At 70.7% G+C, this 21714-nt stretch carries 17 protein-coding genes and 1 pseudogene; 2 read left to right on the plus strand and 16 right to left on the minus strand.

Features of this window, described 5'->3' with window-relative positions:
• Positions 1-32: 32 nt before the first annotated feature.
• From AC07DO_RS28150 to AC07DO_RS28180, 7 genes are read right to left on the minus strand one after another with little or no spacing between them, the layout of a single operon-like run.
• A complete protein-coding gene (locus tag AC07DO_RS28150) occupies positions 33-2546 on the minus strand; it encodes an NADH-quinone oxidoreductase subunit G (RefSeq protein ID WP_479063502.1) in 2514 nt (837 codons plus the stop codon).
• Positions 2543-3904, minus strand: coding sequence for an NADH-quinone oxidoreductase subunit NuoF (gene nuoF / locus AC07DO_RS28155; RefSeq protein ID WP_479063503.1), 1362 nt, complete (start codon positions 3902-3904; stop codon positions 2543-2545). The genes AC07DO_RS28150 and nuoF overlap by 4 nt, the downstream gene beginning before the upstream one ends.
• Positions 3904-4752, minus strand: coding sequence for an NADH-quinone oxidoreductase subunit NuoE (nuoE, locus tag AC07DO_RS28160; protein ID WP_479063504.1), 849 nt, complete (start codon positions 4750-4752; stop codon positions 3904-3906). Before nuoE ends, nuoF begins: the two co-directional genes overlap by 1 nt.
• A complete protein-coding gene (locus AC07DO_RS28165) occupies positions 4749-6083 on the minus strand; it encodes an NADH-quinone oxidoreductase subunit D (RefSeq protein WP_479063505.1) in 1335 nt (444 codons plus the stop codon). The genes nuoE and AC07DO_RS28165 overlap by 4 nt, the downstream gene beginning before the upstream one ends.
• Positions 6083-6805: an NADH-quinone oxidoreductase subunit C gene (locus tag AC07DO_RS28170; protein ID WP_479063506.1), complete on the minus strand. Its 723-nt coding sequence runs from the start codon at positions 6803-6805 to the stop codon at positions 6083-6085. The genes AC07DO_RS28165 and AC07DO_RS28170 overlap by 1 nt, the downstream gene beginning before the upstream one ends.
• On the minus strand, positions 6802-7356 hold the full coding sequence (locus AC07DO_RS28175) for a NuoB/complex I 20 kDa subunit family protein (protein WP_055564035.1): 555 nt from the start codon (positions 7354-7356) through the stop codon (positions 6802-6804). Before AC07DO_RS28175 ends, AC07DO_RS28170 begins: the two co-directional genes overlap by 4 nt.
• A gap of 21 nt (positions 7357-7377) precedes the next feature.
• Positions 7378-7737 (minus strand): NADH-quinone oxidoreductase subunit A, encoded by a 360-nt coding sequence (locus tag AC07DO_RS28180; protein WP_003992243.1) that lies wholly within the window; start codon positions 7735-7737, stop codon positions 7378-7380.
• A 781-nt stretch (positions 7738-8518) separates the two neighbouring features.
• On the opposite strand from AC07DO_RS28180, the gene AC07DO_RS28185 reads away from it, so the two are divergent.
• A complete protein-coding gene (locus AC07DO_RS28185) occupies positions 8519-9340 on the plus strand; it encodes a C40 family peptidase (protein ID WP_479063507.1) in 822 nt (273 codons plus the stop codon).
• A 101-nt stretch (positions 9341-9441) separates the two neighbouring features.
• Here the strand turns inward: AC07DO_RS28185 and AC07DO_RS28190 are convergent, their stop codons facing one another.
• Positions 9442-9771, minus strand: a complete 330-nt coding sequence (locus tag AC07DO_RS28190) for a putative quinol monooxygenase (RefSeq protein WP_150216890.1) — start codon at positions 9769-9771, stop codon at positions 9442-9444.
• 41 nt (positions 9772-9812) lie between these two features.
• Positions 9813-11099 carry a geranylgeranyl reductase family protein gene (locus AC07DO_RS28195; RefSeq protein WP_479063508.1) on the minus strand — a complete coding sequence of 429 codons (1287 nt, stop codon included), beginning with the start codon at positions 11097-11099 and terminating at the stop codon, positions 9813-9815.
• A 97-nt stretch (positions 11100-11196) separates the two neighbouring features.
• On the opposite strand from AC07DO_RS28195, the gene AC07DO_RS28200 reads away from it, so the two are divergent.
• Entirely contained in the window at positions 11197-11748 is a 552-nt protein-coding gene (locus tag AC07DO_RS28200; RefSeq protein ID WP_479063509.1) for a GNAT family N-acetyltransferase, read from the plus strand.
• A 66-nt stretch (positions 11749-11814) separates the two neighbouring features.
• Here the strand turns inward: AC07DO_RS28200 and AC07DO_RS28205 are convergent, their stop codons facing one another.
• The 7 genes and pseudogenes from AC07DO_RS28205 to AC07DO_RS28235 form a co-directional block, all read right to left on the minus strand.
• Positions 11815-14043 (minus strand): PT domain-containing protein, encoded by a 2229-nt coding sequence (locus tag AC07DO_RS28205; protein WP_479063661.1) that lies wholly within the window; start codon positions 14041-14043, stop codon positions 11815-11817.
• Positions 14044-14313: 270 nt separating this feature from the next.
• Positions 14314-14382 (minus strand): annotated as a pseudogene (locus AC07DO_RS28210) (zinc-ribbon domain-containing protein); the annotation flags it as partial.
• A 156-nt stretch (positions 14383-14538) separates the two neighbouring features.
• Positions 14539-15234, minus strand: a complete 696-nt coding sequence (locus tag AC07DO_RS28215; RefSeq protein ID WP_479063510.1) for a demethylmenaquinone methyltransferase — start codon at positions 15232-15234, stop codon at positions 14539-14541.
• Positions 15235-15897: 663 nt separating this feature from the next.
• Positions 15898-16497 carry an imidazolonepropionase-like domain-containing protein gene (locus AC07DO_RS28220; protein WP_479063511.1) on the minus strand — a complete coding sequence of 200 codons (600 nt, stop codon included), beginning with the start codon at positions 16495-16497 and terminating at the stop codon, positions 15898-15900.
• 17 nt (positions 16498-16514) lie between these two features.
• Entirely contained in the window at positions 16515-17714 is a 1200-nt protein-coding gene (mqnC, locus tag AC07DO_RS28225) for a cyclic dehypoxanthinyl futalosine synthase (protein ID WP_150170923.1), read from the minus strand.
• Positions 17715-17794: 80 nt separating this feature from the next.
• Positions 17795-18532: a prepilin peptidase gene (locus AC07DO_RS28230; RefSeq protein ID WP_479063512.1), complete on the minus strand. Its 738-nt coding sequence runs from the start codon at positions 18530-18532 to the stop codon at positions 17795-17797.
• A gap of 12 nt (positions 18533-18544) precedes the next feature.
• Positions 18545-21604, minus strand: coding sequence for a BTAD domain-containing putative transcriptional regulator (locus AC07DO_RS28235; protein ID WP_479063513.1), 3060 nt, complete (start codon positions 21602-21604; stop codon positions 18545-18547).
• Positions 21605-21714 lie beyond the last annotated feature (110 nt).

The raw sequence follows: 21714 nt of genomic DNA on the forward strand, positions 1-21714 counted from the left end.
GTCTTCCGCCGCAAGCGGCACCAGGGTGTGCGTCACGACGTCACCTCCGGGGCCTCAGTGGGCTCCGGCAGGACCGCCGGGCCGATGCGGACGAGTTCGCCGGGGCGGGCGCCGGTGTCCGACGTGACGCCTTCCCCGGTCGAGTTCAGCGGCAGCCAGACCACGCGGTCGGGCATCTCCGTGATCTGCAGCGGGAGTTCGGTCGCCCCCGCCGGTCCGGCGACCGACAGGAGGTCACCGTCCTTCACGCCCGCCTCCGCCGCGGTGGCCGCGGACACGCGCGCGTGGGCGGCGTGCCGCGTACCGGCAAGGGCTTCGTCGCCGTCCTGGAGGCGGCCCTGGTCGAGCAGCAGCCGGTGCCCCGAGAGGACGGCCTCGCCGGCGGCGGGCCGCGGCGGCTGGACGCCGGTCTCCACGGGGTTCGTGGCGTGCGGCCCATCCCAGCCGCCGAGCCGGTCCAGCTCGCGGCGCAGGGTCAGCAGGTCGGGCAGGCCCAGGTGGATGTCACCGGCGTCGGCGAGCATGTGCAGCACGCGCGCGTCGGTGGGCGCCAGCCTGCGCGTCATCTGGTCCGGCTTCAGCGCGGCGTCGAACATCCGCGCCCTGCCCTCCCAGTTGAGGAAGGTGCCCGGCTTCTCCGCGACGGCGGCGACGGGCAGGACCACGTCGGCCCGGTCCGTCACCTCGCTGGGCCGCAGCTCCAGGGAGACCAGGAAACCGACCTCGTCGAGTGCCGCACGCGCGCGTGCCGGGTCCGGCAGGTCGGCGACCTCGACGCCCGCCACCAGGAGGGCACCGAGCTCGCCGGTCGCGGCGGCCTCGATGATCTGGCCGGTGTCGCGGCCGTAGCGGAGCGGGAGTTCGGCGACGCCCCAGGCGGCCGCGACCTCGTCCCGCGCGCGCGGATCGGTGGCCGGACGGCCACCGGGCAGCAGCGACGGCAGGGCGCCCACCTCTACGGCGGCGCGCTCCCCGGCCCTGCGCGGAATCCACACCAGCCCGGCGCCGGTCGCCGCGGCGGCCCGCACGGCGGCGGTGAGCGCGCCGGGCACGGCCGCGAGCCGCTCACCGACGACGATGACCGCGCCCTCGGCGCGCAGCGCCTCGGAGGCCTCGGTGCCGGGCGCCTCCAGGCCGACGCCCGCGGCGAGCGCGTCGAGCCACTCGGTCTCGGTGCCCGGCGCCGCGGGCAGCAGCGTGCCGCCCGCCTTCTCCAGGCCACGGGTCGCGTACGGGGCGAGGGAGTAGGTGCGCTGGCCGTGCTTGCGCCAGGCCTTGCGCAGCCTCAGGAAGACGCCGGGCGCCTCCTCCTCGGACTCGAACCCGGCGAGCAGGACGGCGGGCGCCTTCTCCAGGAGGGCGTACGTGACGCCCGTCCCGTCGAGGTCCCGGCCCCGGCCCGCCACCCGCGCCGCGAGGAAGTCGGCCTCCTCGCTGCTGTGCACGCGCGCGCGGAAGTCGATGTCGTTCGTGTCGAGCGCCACGCGCGCGTACTTGCTGTACGCGTAGGCGTCCTCCACGGTGAGACGACCGCCGACGAGGACCCCGGCCCGGCCGCGCGCGGCGGCGAGACCGTTGGCCGCGACCTCCAGGGCCTCGGGCCAGCTCGCGGGCTCCAGCTCACCCGTCGAGGAGTTGCGCACCAGCGGCGTGGTGAGCCGGTCCGGGCGCTGCGCGTACCGGAAGCCGAAGCGTCCCTTGTCGCACATCCACTCTTCGTTGACCTCGGGGTCGTCCGCGGCGAGCCGCCGCATGACCTTGCCGCGTCGGTGGTCCGTGCGCGTCGCGCAGCCGCCCGAGCAGTGCTCGCACACCGAGGGCGACGACACCAGGTCGAAGGGCCGGGAGCGGAAGCGATACGCCGCCGAGGTCAGCGCGCCGACCGGACAGATCTGAATGGTGTTCCCGGAGAAGTACGACTCGAAGGGGTCGCCCTCGCCGGTACCGACCTGCTGGAGGGCGCCGCGCTCGATGAGCTCGATCATCGGGTCGCCCGCGACCTGGTTGCTGAAGCGGGTGCAGCGCGCGCAGAGCACGCACCGCTCGCGGTCGAGCAGCACCTGGGTGGAGATCGGCACCGGCTTCTCGTACGTCCGCTTCTTGCCCTCGAAGCGGGTGTCCGAGTCGCCGACCTGCATCGCCTGGTTCTGCAGCGGGCACTCGCCGCCCTTGTCGCAGACGGGGCAGTCCAGCGGGTGGTTGATGAGCAGCAGCTCCATCACACCGCGCTGCGACTTCTCCGCGACGGCCGAGGTGAGCTGCGACTTCACGACCATGCCGTCGGTGCAGGTGATGGTGCAGGACGCCATCGGCTTGCGCTGGCCCTCCACCTCGACGATGCACTGGCGGCAGGCGCCCGCCGGGTCGAGCAGCGGATGGTCGCAGAACCGGGGGATCTCGATGCCGAGCAGTTCGGCCGCCCGGATCACCAGCGTCCCCTTGGGGACGCTGATCTCGATGCCGTCGATGGTCAGCGAGACGAGATCCTCGGGCGGAACCGCCGCCTCCCCGCCCCCGGAGGGAGCGTTGTTGGTGGTCACTGTCATGCGTTCACCTGCGCGCTTTCAGCGGGCCGGTCGGCCCAGAGAGTCGACTTGGCCGGGTCGAAGGGGCAGCCCTTGCCGGTGATGTGCTGCTCGTACTCCGCACGGAAGTACTTGAGGGAGGAGAAGATCGGCGAGGCCGCGCCGTCGCCCAGGGCGCAGAAGGACTTGCCGTTGATGTTGTCGGCGATGTCGTTCAGCTTGTCGAGGTCGGCCATGACGCCCTTGCCGGCCTCGATGTCGCGGAGCAACTGCACCAGCCAGTACGTCCCTTCGCGGCAGGGCGTGCACTTGCCGCAGGACTCGTGGGCGTAGAACTCGGTCCAGCGGGTCACGGCCCGCACGACGCATGTCGTCTCGTCGAAGCACTGCAGCGCCTTGGTGCCGAGCATCGATCCGGCGGCGCCGACGCCCTCGTAGTCGAGGGGGACGTCGAGGTGTTCGTCGGTGAACATCGGCGTCGAGGAGCCGCCCGGTGTCCAGAACTTGAGGCGGTGTCCGGCGCGCATGCCGCCGCTCATGTCGAGCAGCTGGCGCAGCGTGATGCCGAGCGGTCCCTCGTACTGGCCGGGGTTGGTGACGTGCCCGCTCAGCGAGTAGAGCGTGAAGCCAGGTGACTTCTCGCTGCCCATCGACTTGAACCAGTCCTTGCCCCGATTGAGGATCGCGGGAACGGACGCGATGGACTCGACGTTGTTCACGACAGTGGGGCACGCGTAGAGGCCCGCGACGGCAGGGAAGGGGGGACGCAGTCGCGGTTGGCCGCGGCGGCCTTCGAGCGAGTCGAGCAGTGCGGTCTCTTCACCACAGATGTACGCGCCCGCGCCCGCGTGCACCGTGAGTTCGAGGTCGAGTCCGCTGCCCAGCACGTTCTTCCCGAGGTAGCCCGCCGCATACGCCTCGCGGACGGCCTCGTGCAGCCTGCGCAGAACGGGGACGACTTCACCCCGCAGATAGATGAAGGCATGCGACGACCTGATCGCATGGCACGCGATGACGATGCCCTCGATGAGGGAATGCGGGTTCGCGAAGAGGAGCGGGATGTCCTTGCAGGTCCCCGGCTCCGATTCGTCGGCGTTGACAACTAGATAGTGCGGCTTGCCGTCTCCCTGCGGAATGAACTGCCACTTCATTCCGGTGGGGAATCCCGCGCCGCCCCTGCCCCGCAGCCCGGAGTCCTTCACGTACGCGATGACGTCGTCCGGGGCCATGGCGAGCGCCTTGCGCAGGCCTTCGTATCCCTCGTGCCGTCGGTAGGTCTCCAGCGTCCAGGACTTCTCCTCGTCCCAGAACGCCGAGAGAACCGGTGCGAGCAGCTTCTCGGGGCTGGTCTCGTTGTCGATCTCGGCTGCCAAGGTCATCACTCCCCCTCCTCGGCGGCGGGCCCTGCCGGGTGCGCCGGGTCGGACGCCGAGGTTTCCTGCGGTGCGTCGTGCGAGCTGAGGTGCTCGGCGGGAGCCTCGTCCTGAGGGCCTGCCGCGCGGGGGTGGACCACGCGCGGCTGTTCCTCGCCCTTGGCCAGGCGCAGTCCGATGAGCGAGGCGTGGCCCGCGCCGCCGCTCGCCTCGACGGCGCCGGGCCGCTGGTCGGGGAAGCCCGCCAGGATCCGGGCGGTCTCCTTGTACGTGCAGAGCGGCGCCCCGCGCGTGGGCTCGACCGGTACGCCCGCGCGCAGGTCGTCGACGAGCTGCTTCGCGGACTCGGGGGTCTGGTTGTCGAAGAACTCCCAGTTGACCATCACCACGGGGGCGAAGTCGCAGGCGGCGTTGCACTCGATGTGCTCAAGGGTGATCTTGCCGTCCTCGGTCGTCTCGTCGTTGCCGACGCCGAGGTGCTGCTTGAGTTCGTCGAAGATCGCGTCGCCGCCCATGACGGCGCACAGCGTGTTGGTGCAGACGCCGACCTGGTAGTCACCCGACGGCTTGCGCCGGTACATGGTGTAGAAGGTCGCCACGGCCGTGACCTCGGCGGTGGTCAGGCCCAGCATCTCGGCGCAGAACCGCATGCCCGTGCGCGTGACGTGGCCCTCCTCGGACTGCACGAGGTGCAGCAGGGGCAGGAGCGCGGAGCGGGAGTCGGGGTAGCGGGCGATGACGTCCTTGGCGTCCACCTCCAGCCTGGCCCGCACGTCGGCCGGGTAGTCGGGGGCGGGGAGTTGGGGCATGCCCAGGCTGACGCCCGTGCCCTGTTCCGAAGGAGTGGTGGTCACCGGTCGACGCCTCCCATCACGGGGTCGATGGACGCGACGGCGACGATGACGTCGGCGACCTGGCCGCCTTCGCACATGGCCGCCATGGCCTGCAGGTTGGTGAAGGACGGGTCGCGGAAGTGGACCCGGTAGGGGCGGGTGCCGCCGTCGGAGACGACGTGCACGCCGAGCTCGCCCTTGGGCGACTCGACCGCCGTGTACGTCTGGCCCGGCGGGACCCTGAAGCCCTCGGTCACCAGCTTGAAGTGGTGGATGAGGGACTCCATGGAGGTGCCCATGATCTTCTTGATGTGGTCGAGCGAGTTGCCGAGCCCGTCGGGCCCGAGGGCCAGTTGGGCGGGCCAGGCGATCTTCTTGTCCTCGACCATGACCGGCCCGGGGGCGAGCCGGTCGATGCACTGCTCGATGATGCGCAGCGACTGCCGCATCTCCTCCAGACGGATCAGGAAGCGCCCGTAGGAGTCGCAGGTGTCGGCGGTCGGGACGTCGAACTCGTAGTTCTCGTAGCCGCAGTAGGGCTGGGACTTGCGCAGGTCGTGCGGGAGGCCCGCCGAGCGCAGGACCGGGCCCGTGGCGCCGAGGGCCATGCAGCCGGCGAGGTCGAGGTAGCCGACGTCCTGCATGCGGGCCTTGAAGATGGGGTTCCCGGTGGCGAGCTTGTCGTACTCCGGAAGGTTCTTCTTCATGGTCTTCACGAACTCGCGGAGCTGGTCGACCGTGCCCGGGGGCAGGTCCTGGGCGAGTCCACCGGGCCGGACGTACGCGTGGTTCATGCGCAGGCCGGTGATGAGTTCGAAGACATCGAGAACGAGTTCACGATCCCGGAAGCCGTAGATCATGATCGTCGTGGCGCCGAGTTCCATGCCGCCGGTGGCGATGCACACCAGATGCGAGGAGAGGCGGTTGAGCTCCATGAGGAGCACGCGGATGACCGAGGCGCGGTCCGGGATCCGGTCCTCGATGCCGAGGAGCTTCTCGACCCCGAGGCAGTACGCCGTCTCGTTGAAGAACGGCGTCAGGTAGTCCATGCGCGTGACGAACGTCGTGCCCTGCGTCCACGTGCGGTACTCGAGGTTCTTCTCGATGCCGGTGTGCAGGTAGCCGATGCCGCAGCGGGCTTCGGAGACGGTCTCGCCCTCGATCTCCAGGATGAGCCGGAGCACGCCGTGCGTGGACGGGTGCTGGGGGCCCATGTTGACGATGATGCGCTCGTCGTCGGCCTTGGCCGCCGCCTGGACGACCTCGTCCCAGTCGCCGCCGGTGACCGTATATACGGTCCCCTCGGTCGTCTCGCGGGGGGAAGCGTGGGATGTTCCCTGAGTGGCAGACATCAGCTGTACGACCTCCGCTGGTCCGGAGCCGGGATCTGGGCGCCCTTGTATTCGACGGGGATGCCGCCGAGGGGGTAGTCCTTGCGCTGCGGGAAGCCCTGCCAGTCGTCCGGCATCATGATCCGCGTGAGCGCCGGGTGGCCGTCGAAGACGAGGCCGAAGAAGTCGTACGCCTCGCGCTCGTGCCAGTCGTTGGTCGGGTAGACCGCGACCAGTGAGGGCAGGTGCGGATCGGCATCGGGGACGCCGACTTCGAGCCGGATCAGCCGATTGTGGGTGATCGAGCGCAAGTGATAGACGGCGTGCAGCTCGCGGCCCTTGTCGCCGGGGAGGTGCACCCCGCTCACGCCCGTGCAGAGCTCGAAGCGCAGGGCCGGGTCGTCGCGCAGGGTCCTGGCGACGCGGACGAGGTGCTCGCGTTCGATGTGGAAGGTGAGCTCGCCGCGGTCGACGACCGTCTTCCCGATCGCGTTCTCCGGGACGAGGCCCTGCTCTTCGAGGGCGCCTTCCAGTTCATCCGCGACCTCGTCGAACCAGCCGCCGTAGGGGCGCGAGGAGGCGCCGGGCAGGGTGATGGTCCGTACGAGCCCGCCGTAGCCGGAGGTGTCGCCGCCGTTGTCGGCGCCGAACATGCCCCTGCGTACGCCGATGACCTCGCCGGTCTCGTCGCGGGGCGCGGGGACGCCGTTGCCGTTCAGGTGCTCGTCGTGCGCGTCGCTCACCGCAGCAGCCCCTTCATCTCAATGGTGGGGAGCGCCTTGAGGGCCGCCTCCTCCGCCTCACGGGCGGCTTCTTCCGCGTTCACGCCGAGCTTGGTGTTCTGGATCTTCTGATGGAGCTTGAGAATCGCGTCCAACAGCATCTCGGGGCGCGGCGGGCAGCCGGGCAAATAGATGTCAACCGGGACAACGTGGTCAACGCCCTGCACAATCGCGTAATTGTTGAACATTCCACCCGATGATGCGCAAACACCCATGGAAATGACCCACTTGGGGTTGGGCATCTGGTCATAGACCTGGCGGAGCACCGGCGCCATCTTCTGGCTCACCCGGCCCGCCACGATCATCAGGTCGGCCTGGCGCGGTGAGCCGCGGAACACCTCCATGCCGAAGCGCGCCATGTCATAGCGCCCGGCACCGGTCGTCATCATCTCGATGGCGCAGCAGGCGAGGCCGAACGTGGCGGGGAAGACGGACGACTTCCGCATCCAGCCCGCGGCCTGCTCGACGGTGGTCAGCAGAAACCCGCTCGGCAGCTTCTCTTCGATTCCCATGCTCTTTGACCCCTCAGACCCTTAGTCCCATTCCAGGCCGCCGCGTCGCCATACGTACGCGTAGGCGACGAAGACGGTGAGCACGAAGAGCAGCATCTCCACGAGCCCGAAAATCCCCAGCGCGTCGAAGGTGACGGCCCAGGGATAGAGGAAGACGATCTCGATGTCGAAGACGATGAAGAGCATCGCCGTCAGGTAGTACTTGATGGGGAATCGCCCGCCGCCTGCCGGCGTCGGCGTCGGCTCGATGCCGCACTCATAGGCCTCTAGCTTCGCGCGGTTGTACCGCTTTGGACCGATAAGCGTGGCCATGACCACGGAGAAGATCGCAAAGCCTGCCCCGAGGGCTCCCAGCACGAGGATGGGCGCATAGGCGTTCACGCTCCTCGCTCCTCTCAGTCGGCACTGACTGTTGGCGGTTGCGTCGGACCGCGCCCTGCTCCCCGTCCAAGATCGCTTATATGTGAAGCAGGTCACAAGCCCAACTGCCCCGCATCCTATGCCCGGCGGTCTGTGATCTGCGACACGGGGTACGACAACGGCTTTGTGATCTCCACCACCTGACGAAGGATCATGAAGTCGAATGAGCGGTGATCTTCGTACGCGAAGCGCCTGAGTGATCACTAGAGGTGACATCTCAGCGCGTCATCGCTGGTCGAAGACGTGTCGCACTATCAAGCGATGGCCTCTGCAAGCAAATTGGCGCTGGACGGGTTCGCTTGATAGAGGAGCCGCGTTCACACTTTGGCGGCACAGGTGTGGACGGAGGTGGACGCGTGCACGGATTCACGAGCGGCCGCCCGCCGGAGGGAACGGGTCCGGCGACCCCCACGAACCGGTCCTGAAATCTGCGGGAGATCTCAGGGATGTCTCAGCGAGATCTCAGGGAGATCCCCAGGAGCACACGCTGTGACCTGCGCCACACCGGCAACTTCCGTAAATAAGCCGGGCTTGGCCAACGGACTCAACGGGTGGTAGACCGAGGGCAATTCGGACGTATCGCAGAAAACCCATGATCACAGGCGTGATCGGCTGTGTCCACATTGCCCGTTACGGCGTCAATAAGAAGCGACACGCCCGGGATTCGGGCGCGGAATCGGCAACTGTGGCGCAGCACACGTTTCTTGAAGGGAACCGTGGGTCCCTGCTAGCAGTTGTTCTCATGTCCCACACCGCTCACATACCCAGCCACCGGAAGCCCCGTCGCAGCGCCTCGAAGATTGCCCTGCGTGCCGGAGTTGCCGGTGGCGTCCTCAGCACCCTGGCAGTGGCCGCGGCGGCCGGTACGGCTAACGCTGCCGAGCCGGTGTCCGAGACCATCGAGATGCCCACCCTCTCCACCGATCTGTCCGCTCAGATCGCGCAGTCGGCGGACGCCACCCAGCAGGCCGCCGACACCTACGAGTCGCGCGCCGAGCAGGACGCCGCCGCCTCCAAGGCCGCCAAGCAGGCCAAGGAAGACCTCGCGAAGGCGGAGAAGAAGGCCGAGGCCGAGCGCAAGGCCGAGGCCGCCGCGAAGAAGAAGGCCGCGGAGGAGCGCGCTTCGCGTTCCACCGAGCGCACGACGCTCTCCACGCAGTCCACCGCCGGCGGCGGCGACAGCACCGCGGACGCCCCGGCTCCGGCCAGCGGCAGCGTCGGCGCCGTCATCGGCTTCCTCAAGGCCCAGCTGGGCGACGCCTACGTGATGGGCGCCTCGGGCCCGAACGCCTGGGACTGCTCCAGCCTGGTGCAGGCCGCGTTCAAGCAGGCGGGCGTGGACCTTCCGCGCGTCTCGCAGGACCAGTCGACGATGGGCACCGAGGTCGGCACCTCGAACCTCCAGGTCGGCGACATCCTTTACTGGGGTGGCAAGGGCTCCGCGTACCACGTCGGTGTGTACATCGGTAACGGCCAGTACCTGGACGCCGCCAACCCCGGCAAGGGCGTTGTCATCCAGGACCTGTCCGGCTACCCGGCCTCGGGCGCCGTGCGCGTCCTCTGACGGCCTCTTAGAGCCACGACCAAGGGCCGGAACCCCCCTGGAGGGGTTCCGGCCCTTGGTGCGCCCTGAGGCGCCTTCTCAGGCGCCCTGCGGCGTCCGCCTCACGCGTTCTTCGGCTTCAGCTCCGCCATCTCGGACCAACCGCTGCCCTCGATCTCGGTGTTCACGATCTGCGGCACGGTCGCGATGAGCCCGCCCATCGTCTCCAGGCCGGCCTTGAAGTGGTCGGAGTTGACGTGCGCGGCGCCCGCGTCCCCGTCGGCGAAGGCCTCCAGGAGCACGAACTGGTTCGGGTCCTCCACGGAGCGGGACCACTCGAAGAAGATGTTGCCCGGCTCCGCGCGCGTGGCGGCGGTGAATGCGGCGGTCCGCTCGAGCCAGCTGTCGCTGTGCTCGGGTCGGACGGTGAACTTGACGGCAATAAATATCATGCGTCCATTTTGCACCGTACGGTGCGAACCGCCCACCGGGGTTACGCCTTCGGTGCGACCTTGCTCAGCCCGTTGATGATGCGGTCCATCGCGTCGCCGCCCATCGGGTCCGTCAGGTTCGCCAGCATCTTCAGCGTGAACCGCATCAGGACCGGGTGCGTCAGGCCGCGCTGGGTCGCGATCTTCATGACCTTCGGGTTGCCGATGAGCTTCACGAAGGCACGGCCCAGCGTGTAGTAGCCGCCGTAGACCTCCTTGAGCGTCTTCGGATAGTTCTGGAGCGCCAGTTCGCGCTGGGCGGGGGTGGCACGCGCGTGTGCCTGTGCGATGACGTCCGCGGCGATCTGGCCGGACTCCATGGCGTACGCGATGCCCTCGCCGTTGAAGGGGTTCACCAGGCCACCCGCGTCACCGACGAGCAGCAGGCCCTTCGTGTAGTGCGGCTGGCGGTTGAAGGCCATCGGCAGGGCGGCGCCGCGGATCGGCGTCGTCATGTTCTCCGGGGTGTATCCCCAGTCCTCCGGCATCGAGGCGCACCAGGCCTTGAGGACCTCGCGCCAGTCGAGCTCGCGGAACGACTTGGAGGAGTTGAGGATGCCGAGGCCGACGTTGGACGTGCCGTCGCCCATGCCGAAGATCCAGCCGTAGCCGGGCAGGAGGCGGTCCTCGCCGGGGCCGCGGCGGTCCCACAGTTCCAGCCAGGACTCCAGGTAGTCGTCGTCGTGGCGGGGCGAGGTGAAGTACGTGCGGACCGCGACGCCCATCGGGCGGTCCTCGCGGCGGTGCAGGCCCATCGCGAGCGAGATCCGCGAGGAGTTGCCGTCGGCCGCGACGACGAGCGGGGCGTGGAAGGTGACCGGGGTCTTCTCCTCGCCCATCTTGGCGTGCACGCCCGTGATGCGTCCTGTGCGGTCGTCGATGACGGGCTCGCCGACGTTGCACCGCTCGTACAGGCGTGCGCCCGCCTTCTGTGCCTGCCGCGCGAGCTGCTCGTCGAAGTCGTCGCGCTTCCGTACGAGTCCATAGTCCGGGTAGGAGGCGAGTTCCGGCCAGTCCAGCTGGAGCCGTACGCCGCCGCCGATGATGCGCAGGCCCTTGTTGCGCAGCCAGCCCGCCTCTTCGGAGATGTCGATTCCCATGGAGACCAGCTGCTTGGTGGCGCGGGGCGTGAGCCCGTCACCGCAGACCTTTTCCCTGGGGAACGCGGTCTTCTCAAGGAGGAGTACGTCGAGACCGGCCTTCGCCAGGTAGTACGCCGTCGTCGAACCGGCGGGGCCGGCGCCGACGACAATTACGTCCGCGGTGTGTTCGGAGAGGGGCTCGGTCACGGCGGGTTCTCCCCAAGGCTCGAAATCTGTGTGCCGACCGGCACGGGATATGGGCAGTCTATGAGGCGGTACTGATCAGCCAGCCGAAGGGCCACACGTGACCGAGCAGACCGATACCCTGCCCGCGCCGCTCCTCCCCGCCGTGGAGCTGCGCGTCCCCACCCACGAGGACGCCTTCGCCTGGCACCGCCTCTTCGACGACCCCGAGGTCATGGAGTTCTTCGGCGGGTCCTCGGCGGAGCTCTCCATGTACGAGGAGCTGACCGCCCGGCAGCGCAGACACGACGCCGAACTGGGCTACTGCCTGTGGACCATGCTCGACGCGGCCGGCGAGCCGATCGGCTTCACCGGCGCCCAGCCCTGGCCCAGGACGTGGGGGCCGGTGGGCGAGATCGAGATCGGCTGGCGGCTCGGCCGCGCCGCCTGGGGCAAGGGGTACGCGACCGCCGCCGCGGAGGCGACGGTCGAGCGGGTGCGGGCGGCGGGGGTGCCGAGCGTCGTGGCGATGATCGTCTCGGAGAACCAACGGTCCATCGCGGTCGCGCGGCGGCTCGGCATGGAACTCACCGAGTCGTTCACCACTCCCCCGTTGATACCCGGCGTCGAGTCGTCGCGCCGGACGTCGCACTGTTTCAGGCTCGTCCTTTAGGACTACTGACGTGGGCTCCAGTAGGTCTACTGACATGGGCGTCGACTACTGGAGCCGGCGCTCACGTCAGTCCGTGAGGCGCCATGTGTCCAGTGCGGCCGTGTGTGTCTTCGCGCCCTCACCCGTCGGCCAGAAGTCCTCGCGCCACGAGAGCTGGATCGCGTACTCCGTGCCGTTCTCCGCGACGTAGCTCTGGTTGAGGGCGTGGATCGTGCGGCCACCCTTGTCGGTGTACGTGTACTCCCAGATCGCTCCGTCGCGCCCCTGGAAGGTGTTCTCCTCCATCCGGACGCGGTTGTAGTCCGACTTGTCCGGCGCGGTCTTGGTGTGCCTCTCGATGTTCCTGAAATTCTCGTACGAGGTGTAGGGGGCATCGGCGACGACGCCGACGAGGAACTCCTCACGTCCCGTCGACCCGGCATAGGTGATCTGTCCGGGTCGCTCGGGGTTGACGGGCCGGCGGGACCACCCCTCGGGCACGGCGAAAGAGAAGCCTTCGGGGTCCGTGACGCGTTCGGTGCCTTCAGGGGCCGGGTTGGGTGAGGCGGCCGGGGTCGGGTCGCCGGACGGGGCGCCGCTCGGGCCCTCTGTCGGGTCGCTGGTCGGGGTGTTGGTCGGCTCTTCGGAACGGCTGACCGCGGGCCTGTTGTCCTTGCCCGCGTTGTCCGCGGTGCCCGCCTTGTCGTCCCCCGTGTCCCGCCAGAGCAGCACGCCTGCGGTCGCACCGCCTCCGACGACAAGGGCCACGACGATGGTGATCACCCAGACGGTGGCTCGGTTGTGGGGCCTGGTGGGGAGGGGGTGGAGGCCCGGGTAGGCGGGCTGGGGGGTGTAGGTGGCGGCCGTTTGGGTGGGAGCCGTCGGTGCCGGTGGCGTCGGAGCCGAGGGCGTGAGGGCCGGGGGCGTCAGGGCCGGGGGCGTCAGGGCGGTAGGCGTCTGGGGTGCTGCGGGGCTTGGGGCGTACGCGGGAGGGCTGGGAGGGGAGGGGTGTGCGGTCTGTCGGCCCGTCATCTGGAGGAGGTACGGGCCCAGGAGTGCCGCGGGGAGAATCCACAGCAGGCCGAACAGCAGCATCTCCGGGACGCTCAGGCCCGTCTCCACGCCGCCGCCGCCACCGCTGCTCGACCCGCCGAATCCCGAACCGCTGCCGAACGCCTGCCCGGAGACCTCGACGCCGATTCCGCTGAATCCGGCGAGCAGCAGGACGAATCCGAAGAAGACGCCCGCGGCGAGGAGCTGTTCACCGCGGCCCGCGCAGCGCCGCGCGGCGAGCACGCCGATCGCCAGCGCGCAGACGAGGCCGAGTGCCAACGCACCCACGACCGCCCAGTCGTTGGTGACATCACCGAGTTCGGAGAGCCCGAACGATCCGCTCTCGCGCCTGCTCCCGTACATCGAGCTGCTGCCGCGCACCGAGGCCTCCGCGCCCGCGCCCCAGCCGACGCCGAGTGCCGTCACCGCGAGGTTCGGCAGGATCAGCAGCGCGACCAGGAGCGGTGAGATGCCGGAGTCGTCGAGGTCCGTGAGCTCGGACAGGTCGTCCACCTGGGCGAGGCTGATGAAGGCGACGACCGAGCAGAGGACGAGTACGACGACCAGTGCCCGCAGTGCCGTGCCCGTCGCCCGAATGAGGGACTGTGCTCCCGGCCGTGAGGTCACCCTCGCCCAGACCGACGTGTCCACGCGGAGCAACACCGCGCTGGATACGGCGAGTCCGAGCAGGAGTGCGCCCAGGGCGGCGAGCACCGGCGACGACGACAGTTCCACGCCTTCGATCTCGGGCTGCGCGAAGAGAGCGAGTGCGAGCACGCCGACGGTCACCAGCAGCGCGACGCGCACGGCGGCTTCCAGCCCGGCGGTGGGGGCGGTGGGGGCCGTGGCCGTGGCCGTGCCGTTCCGGGCCGCGGCCCGGGTGAGGATGCGGGTGCGGAGCACGCGTACGCCGATGTAGAGCGCCACGATCCACAGTGCGGTCATGGTGAGCGGGACCAAGTGCAGGGAGGCGGTGCCCTCCAGGGTCGTCGCCGTGGAGTCCGAACCCGGGCCCGAGCCCAGGCCCGTACCCATGTCCGTGCCCATGTCTGTGCCTGTGTCCAGGCCGAGGCCGTCGCTTCCGGACCCCGAGCCGAAGTCCGGCCCCTCCTCGCGGCCCGTGAACTCGAAGCCTCCGCCGACCGATTGGAGCAGGAGCGCGAGGGCGATGCGGAGCCGGTCCGTGAAGCCGAAGACGGCGTCGTCGCCCTGGCCGTACGCCGGGGTCGCGAGCGCGGCGGCACCGGCCAGCAGCAGGACCACGGGCCAGAGCGCGGCCTGTACGGAGCCGGTCCAGTCGCCGCGGAAGGTGCGGGTGAGGAAGGCGGTGAGGGGGGAGGGGGCTGTGGGGGTAGGGGTGGTGGCGGTGGGAGCGGGGGCCTGGGTGGGGGGAGGTGGGGTTTGGGTTTGGGGGGTGGGCGGGGTTTGCTCTGGGTGTGGGGGCTTCTCCGCCTGCTTTGGTCTCTCCTCCGCCTGGGGTGGGTCCTCCGCCCGTGGTGGGTCCTCCGCCTGTGGCGCCGGGAGGCGTTCGCGGCCGCACTTCATGCAGAAGCGGGCCTCATCGGGGGTGGGTACCCCGCAGTGTGGACAGTACGACGCCATCAAGACGCTCCGGGGACGCTGGAGTTCGGCAGGGATGCGGACCGGCCCATAAGCGCCGCATAAGTAAACGGCAGGGTCGTATCAACGGACACATCTTGCCCGTTGGCCGGTTCCCTCGGGTCCGCAGCATCCGAGTCTCAACTGGAGCGTTACGAATCAGCTCTGCTTGAAGCCGCGGTGCAGCGCCACGACGCCGCCCGTCAGGTTCCGCCAGGCCACCTTCGACCAGCCCGCGTCCTGCAGCAGCGCGGCCAGCGCCGGCTGGTCCGGCCAGGAGCGGATCGACTCCGCGAGATAGACGTACGCGTCCGGGTTCGAGGAGACCGCGCGGGCGACCGGGGGCAGCGCGCGCATCAGGTACTCCTCGTAGACCGTGCGGAACGGGGCCCACGTCGCGTGCGAGAACTCGCAGATCACGACCCGGCCGCCGGGCTTCGTCACGCGGTACATCTCGCGGAGCGCGGCGCTCGTGTCCTGGATGTTGCGCAGGCCGAAGGAGATCGTGACGGCGTCGAAGGTGTCGTCCTTGAACGGCAGCTTCGTGCCGTCGCCCGCGGTGAACGGCATCCAGGGGTGGCGCTGCTTGCCGACGCGCAGCATGCCGAGGGAGAAGTCGCAGGGGACGACGTAGGCGCCGGACCGGGCGAAGGGCTGGGATGAGGTGGCCGTGCCGGCGGCGAGGTCGAGGACCTTCTGGGCGGGGCGGGCGTCGACCGCCTTCGCGACTTCCTTGCGCCAGAGGCGGGCCTGGCCGAGGGAGAGGACGTCGTTGGTGAGGTCGTAGCGTTCTGCGACGTCGTCGAACATGGTGGCGACTTCGTGCGGCTGCTTGTCCAGGGTGGCTCGGGTCACCCGGCCCATTGTGTCAGGCCGGTCTTCTTCCTTGGCGGCGGCCTCTTTCGCCTGCGGCGGGCTCTCTCGCCTGCGGCGGGCTTTCTCGCGGTCGCGTGTGCCTCGTGCGGGGCGGGTTCGCGGGTGCGGGACCGTCGTGGTTGCTCGCGCAGTTCCCCGCGCCCCTGAAGACACCCGTTCCCCCGCGCCAAGAGCCGTTCCCCCGCGCCCCATAAGACGCGCCCTCGCATCTGCCCCACGCGGCGCGTTCGCGGGTGCGGGTTCGTTGTGGTTGCTCGCGCAGTTCCCCGCGCCCCTGAAGACAGCCGCTCCCCCGCGCCAAGACAGCCGTTCCCCCGCGCCCCATAAAGACGCGCCCTCGCATCTGCCCCACGCGGCGCGTGCGCGGGTGCGGGACCGTCGTGGTTGCTCGCGCAGTTCCCCGCGCCCCTGAAGACACCCGCTCCCCCGCGCCAAGACAGCCGTTCCCCCGCGCCCCATAAAGACGCGCCCTCGCATCTGCCCCACGCGGCGCGTTCGCGGGTGCGGGACCGTCGTGGTTGCTCGCGCAGTTCCCCGCGCCCCTGAAAGCGCCCGCTCCCCGGCGCCTAGAAGCAACCTCCCCGGCAGCCAACCAAGGGGCCCGCACTCGCTGGAAGCCTGGAGGCCCGGCCCGTCGGCCCATCAGCGTGACCTGTACACCAAGCGGCCCTCCACCACCGTTGCCACGCACGTGCTTGCGCCGTGTCTCACCAGGTCTCGGCGGTCTCGTACGTCGAAGACCGCGAAGCGGGCCGGGGAGGCGGTGGTCAGGGGTGGGAGGAGGATCAGGGGGGTTGGGGAGAGGGATGGGGGGCCCGGGAGGGTCGGGGGGCGTTGGCCCTGGGACAGGGATGCTCTGCGGACCGCGTCGACGGCGGGGCGGGCGCGGAGGTCGCCGGCCACCGCCACCGTGCCGTGCGCCAGGAGGCGCTGGACGCCGCGGCGGGCGCTCCCGCCGCGGCGGGAGGGGTCCGCTGCGAAGATCGCGCGGGCGCGTTCGCCGCCGATGGGGTCGACGCCGAGCGTGTCGGACTCGCGCGGGTCGGGGTGGTACGTCGCCTCGAGGAGTTCGGGGGCGTACGGGTTCAGGAGGCCGGGGGTGAGGATGCCGGGCCAGCGGCGGACCCGGGCCGACGGGTGCGCCGCGGCCAGGTCGTCGTACGGACCGACCGCCGCGACGCTCGCGCCGGAGACCAGGACCGCCGTCTCCGGGGAGTGCTCGGCGACGTGCAGGGTCAGCAAGGCAGGTCTCGCCGTGCTCAGTTGGAGGCGAGGAGCTTGAGCTCCGGGTGGGCCGTGCCGCCCTCGATCGCCGTGGAGGAGATGTGCGAGGCGACGCGGTCGTCGACCGGGTCGTTCGCCGGGTCGTCGTGCACGACGAGGTGCTCGTAGGTGGTGGCGCGCTGCGCGGGCACACGCTCCGCCGTGCGGATCATGTCGATCATCTCGCGGAGGTTCGAGCGGTGCTTGGCGCCCGCCGACGAGACGACGTTCTCCTCCAGCATGACCGAACCGAGGTCATCCGCTCCGTAGTGGAGGGTGAGCTGGCCCGCCTCCTTGCCCGTCGTCAGCCAGGAGCCCTGGATGTGCGCGACGTTGTCGAGGAAGATCCGGGCGATCGCGATCATGCGGATGTACTCGAAGATCGTCGCCTGGGTGCGGCCCTTGAGGTGGTTGTTCTCGGGCTGGTACGTGTACGGGATGAAGGCGCGGAAGCCACCCGTCCGGTCCTGCACGTCGCGGATCATCCGGAGGTGCTCGATGCGCTCGGCGTTCGTCTCGCCCGTGCCCATGAGCATCGTGGACGTGGACTCCACGCCCAGGTTGTGGGAGATCTCCATGATCTCCAGCCAGCGCTCGCCGGACTCCTTGAGGGGGGCGATGGCCTTTCGGGGGCGGGCCGGGAGCAGCTCGGCGCCCGCGCCCGCGAAGGAGTCGAGGCCCGCCGCGTTGATGCGCTGGATGGCCTCCTCCACGGAGACCTTCGAGATGCGGGCCATGTGCTCGACCTCGGACGCGCCGAGGGAGTGGATGACCAGCTGCGGGAAGTTCTCCTTGATCGCGGAGAAGTGCTTCTCGTAGTACTCGACGCCGTAGTCCGGGTGGTGGCCGCCCTGGAACATGATCTGGGTGCCGCCCAGCTCGACGGTCTCCGCGCAGCGGCGCAGGATGTCGTCGAGGTCGCGGCTCCAGCCCTTCTTGGTGTCCTTCGGAGCGGCGTAGAAGGCGCAGAACTTGCAGGCCGTCACGCAGACGTTCGTGTAGTTGATGTTGCGCTCGATGATGTACGTCGCGATGTGCTCCGTACCGGCGTAGCGACGGCGGCGCACGGCGTCGGCGGCGGCGCCCAGGGCGTGCAGCGGGGCGTCGCGGTAGAGGGCGAGCGCCTCTTCCGGGGTGATCCGCCCACCTGCGGCGGCGCGGTCGAGCACGGACTGGAGGTCGGCCTTCTCGGTCACCGGGGCGTCCCTTTCGCAAGGTTCGTAAGGGTTGTGGACGGACCAGGCCAGCGTACGCCAGGGGTGGGGAACGCCCGACGTCAGGCGGTGTAGCCCCCCAGCAGCAGGCCCACGAAGGCCCCGCCGATCAGGAACGGGCCGAAGGGGATCGCCGTCTTGCGGCTCGCGCGGCGGGCGACGACCAGGGCCGCTCCGTACAGCGAGGCCAGCAGGAAGCCCGCGAAGGTGCCGATCAGGAGGACGCCCCAGCCGTACCAGCCGAGCACGGCGCCCAGGCCGAGGGCCAGCTTCACGTCGCCGAACCCCATGCCGTTGGGGTTGATGAGGAAGAGGAGGAAGTACGCGCCCGCCAGCGCGAGTGCTCCGTAGAGGGCCGCTTCCCACGAGCCTGCCTGCTCCGGGACGAGCGTGACCGCCCCGAGCAGCGCGAGGGACGCGCCCGCCAGCGGGAGCGTCAGGACGTCCGGCAGGCGGTGCACGGTGAAGTCGACCAGGGCGAGGAGCACACCCACAGGGGCGAGCAGGAGCCAGACGGCCAGCTCGGGGCGGGTGCCCGTGGTCGCGGCCAGCGCGGCGCAGACCAGGGCGGTGGTGATGATCGTGGCGGAGGTTCGGGGGCCGTAGCCTCCGTCCTCCCGGCAGCCTCCGTCCTCCCGGCAGCGGGCGAGCCCGAGCCACGAGGTGAGGGGGTGCCCCTCGGGGCACGCGGCACGCCACGCCTCGTCGGGCGGCACGGACAGCCGGTAGGCGGCCCGCGGGACGAAGAGCCCGGCGAAGGCGCCCCAGAGGGCGCCGCCGAGAACGAGGATCAGGAACAAGAGCTACGACTCTCAGCCCGCCGCCGTGACGCCGCTGCGCCACGTCGGCAGCAGCTCGTCCAGCAGCGCTTCCGTGCGCGGCGGCAGCCCGCGCGCCCCGCTGCGGGCCATGAGGTCCGCGGCGACCTGCTGGAGGCGGGCCGGGTCCTCCGTGGCGTGCGTGGCACGGAGCAGCTCGTTCCAGAGCCGCTCGTCGCCGGGCGCCGAGCCCAGCGCCGCGTTGAGCGCCTCGATCGCCTTCTCCGCGCGGCCCTTCTCCAGGTGGAACTCGGAGAGCGCGAGCCCGATGTCGGCGACGAGCAGCGGGAGCTGGGCGTCGATGATCTCGTGCGTGAGCCAGCCGTACCGCCCCTGCGGCCGGTCGGCGAGCAGCGGACCGCGCACCAGGACCAGCGCGTCGGTGAGCATCCGGCCGCGCACGGCACGGTTGCCGGCGCCGCGCCCCTGCGTCGCCTCGTGGTAGAGCGACCGCAGCACGTCCAGGTCGGAGACGACGGACTTGGCGAGCGTGAGCCGGCCCGTGCGGTCGGCGCGCAGCCGGGGCGAGCCGTCGGGCTCGGTGCCGAGCCAGTCGCGCAACCGGTCGACGAGCGCGTCCCGCACGTCGTCGGTGACGCCGCGCGGCCACAGCGCGGAGGCGAGCACCCGGGGGTGCACTCCCTCGCGGTGCAGGAGCAGCAGGGCAAGGGCCTCGTGCATCAGCGGGCTGCGCTCGCCGTCCGGGGTCCCGAGGCCGATGATCTCGTACGTGCCGACGAGGCGGGCGTAGACCGCGGGGCGTCCCTGCTCGGTGACGTCGACGAGGAACGGCGGCGCGGCGCCCGTGGGGCCGTCGCCGGGGCCCGTGGGGCTGCCGGAGCCCTCCGGGTCGGCGTCCGTGAACAGCTGGACGACGGCGCGCTGCTGGGCCTCGGGCAGCGACTGCGCGGCCAGTTCGAGCCCGAGCAGCGGCGCGAGCAGCTTGCCGTCGCGGGTGATCTCCATCTCCCAGGCGGCGCCGGGCAGGTCCCCGGACTCCGCGCCGACGAGGTAGCCGATGCCCAGGCGGCTCGCGTCCGCGGCGAGTTCGGCGAGCTTGACCGCGTCCTCGGCGCTCGGCTCGGCGGCGAGCAGCACCAGGTGCGGGGCCCAGCGCGTGTGCTGGGCGGGGCCGGTGCGGCCGGTGAGCACGGAGTCGTGCCCGGCGGCGCCGAGCGCGCCGCGCCGCTGCCGCGTCTCGGCCTCCATGGTCTCGATGAGCGCCTCGACGTCGTCGAGGTGACGCAGGCGGTTCGGCGCGAGCGGGGTGAGGTCCTGGCCGAAGCCGACGACGGTGATGGTCATCCGGTCCGACCAGCCGTTGGTGGCGAGTTCGGCGGCGACCGACGCGAAGACGGCGGCACGGTCGGCGGCGCCGCCGCTCAGCGACACGATGCCGGGCACGGCCTCCAGGTTGAGGAGCAGCCGCGAGTCGTCCAGGGTGCCCAGGCAGACGAGGCCGGGGTAGGGCGCGGCCGTGTCCACGTCCTCGTACCGCTCGGCGTCGGCGCGCGACAGCACCCAGAACGTCTGGTCCTGGCCCAGCTGCCAGGGCGCGGGCGGGCGGCCTGCGGGCGTGGCGAGCTGGAGGTGCAGGTCGCCGTTTGTCAGCCAGGCCGCGTACACGGTCGGCAGGGGGCGGTTCTCCTCGGCGAGCGAGGCGGCGAGGCCGCGCAGTGACCGGTCGAGGAGGCGTACGCCCTCGGGGTCGGCGCCCACGAGCAGCGCGTCCTGCACGTCGGCCGCGGTGCCGGTCGGCGTCGGCGGCTGCATGCCGCCGCGCCCGCCGACGGCACCCATGGCCGACTGCCACAGGGCGTGGCGGCGACGGCGGCCGAGGGCGCCGAGCAGACCCGCGGCGAGGAGGGGCGCGCCGAGGAGCGCCTCGGGCAGCCCGAAGTCGAAGCCTTCGGAGTCGCTGCCGGTGGTGGCGGAGGGAGCCTCGGCGGCGGGCGTCTCCGGGGTGGCCGGGGCCTGCGGCATGGCGGGCTTCTCCGGCGCGGCGGGGCGCTGTTCCGGGAGGACGATGTGGGCGGTGTCGTGGTCGACGGAGCTGCCGCCGCCCTGCTCCCGGCCACCGCCCTGCTCCTGGCCGCCCTCCTGGGCGCCGCCGCCCTGCCGCTGGTCGCCCGTCCTGGAGTAGTCGGAGATCTGCTCCTTGACGTCCTCGGAGACCTTGGGCGCCTCGTCGGGCATCTCGACGAGCTCGCCGCCGTGCGCGTCCGCGGGCATCTCCATGATCCAGCCGGGCCGGATGAGGCTCGCCTCGGAGAGCTTCGAACCGTCGGGCTGCTCACGGTCCTTGTTGAGCTGGTAGATCTCCTTGTACCGGCGGCCGTCACCGAGGTGCCGCTCCGCGACCTCCCACAGGGAGTCGTGGTGGCGCCCCTCGGGAGGCTGGATCCGGTAGTACTTCGTGTCCCCGTCCTTGGCGGTGCGGCCGCCCCCGCCGGCGTGGGCGGCGGCCTGGTCGGCCTGCGCGGCCAGCGCGTCGGCGGCGCTCGCCGCGGCCTGCTGCTCCTGCCCGAAGAGACCGGGGGTCTGCTGGGCGCTCGCGGCGGACGCCGGCTTCTGGTTGCCCTCCAGGGACTGCCCGAACTGCGAGAGCCCCGGCGCGAAACTGGCCGCGGTGGCACCCACGAGCAGCACGGCGGCGACGAGCTGCCGCGCGAGCATCTGACTGCCGCCGGCACCCGGTACCCGGCCCGGAATGCCGACTCCGGAGAGGGCGGCCTTTATCTCGACGAGCACACAGGCGGCGAACTGCGCCCAGGCGAACCAGACGACGACGGTCAGTACGTTGATGAACGTACTGACGGTGATCTCCTGCTGCAGCCAGCTCAGCGAGGGCGTACCGCCCGGCAGCGGCCACCCCACGAAGACGACGAGGGCTCCGGGCACGCCCACGAGGAGCACGGCAAGCGCTACGAACGCGAGGAATGCCTTGACGAAGTCTCCGGCGGTGCGCCGGCGCCGCGGCAACGGCTGCGGCGTCCGGTTCCGCGGAGACTGCGGGTTCGGCGGGCTCGTCGAGCGTGAAGGGATGCGCGCCATGGCAGGTGTCCTGGTGTCCTGTGGGGAGGAGTGGATGGTCAGAGGGGTCGGATGAGCCTACTGAGGTGATGTTACGGAAGGGGTCGGACGTCAGACAGGCCCGGACGGTC

Source organism: Streptomyces sp. NPDC045678 (assembly GCF_056432085.1).

Excerpts from the sequence above, each read along its gene's own strand:
- AC07DO_RS28150 (WP_479063502.1), bottom strand. The coding sequence starts at position 2,546 with ATGACAGTGACCACCAACAACGCTCCCTCCGGGGGCGGGGAGGCGGCG.
- nuoF (WP_479063503.1), bottom strand. The coding sequence starts at position 3,904 with ATGACCTTGGCAGCCGAGATCGACAACGAGACCAGCCCCGAGAAGCTG.
- AC07DO_RS28165 (WP_479063505.1), bottom strand. The coding sequence starts at position 6,083 with ATGTCTGCCACTCAGGGAACATCCCACGCTTCCCCCCGCGAGACGACC.
- AC07DO_RS28175 (WP_055564035.1), bottom strand. The coding sequence starts at position 7,356 with ATGGGAATCGAAGAGAAGCTGCCGAGCGGGTTTCTGCTGACCACCGTC.
- AC07DO_RS28185 (WP_479063507.1), top strand. The coding sequence starts at position 8,519 with ATGTCCCACACCGCTCACATACCCAGCCACCGGAAGCCCCGTCGCAGC.
- AC07DO_RS28190 (WP_150216890.1), bottom strand. The coding sequence starts at position 9,771 with ATGATATTTATTGCCGTCAAGTTCACCGTCCGACCCGAGCACAGCGAC.
- AC07DO_RS28235 (WP_479063513.1), bottom strand. The coding sequence starts at position 21,604 with ATGGCGCGCATCCCTTCACGCTCGACGAGCCCGCCGAACCCGCAGTCT.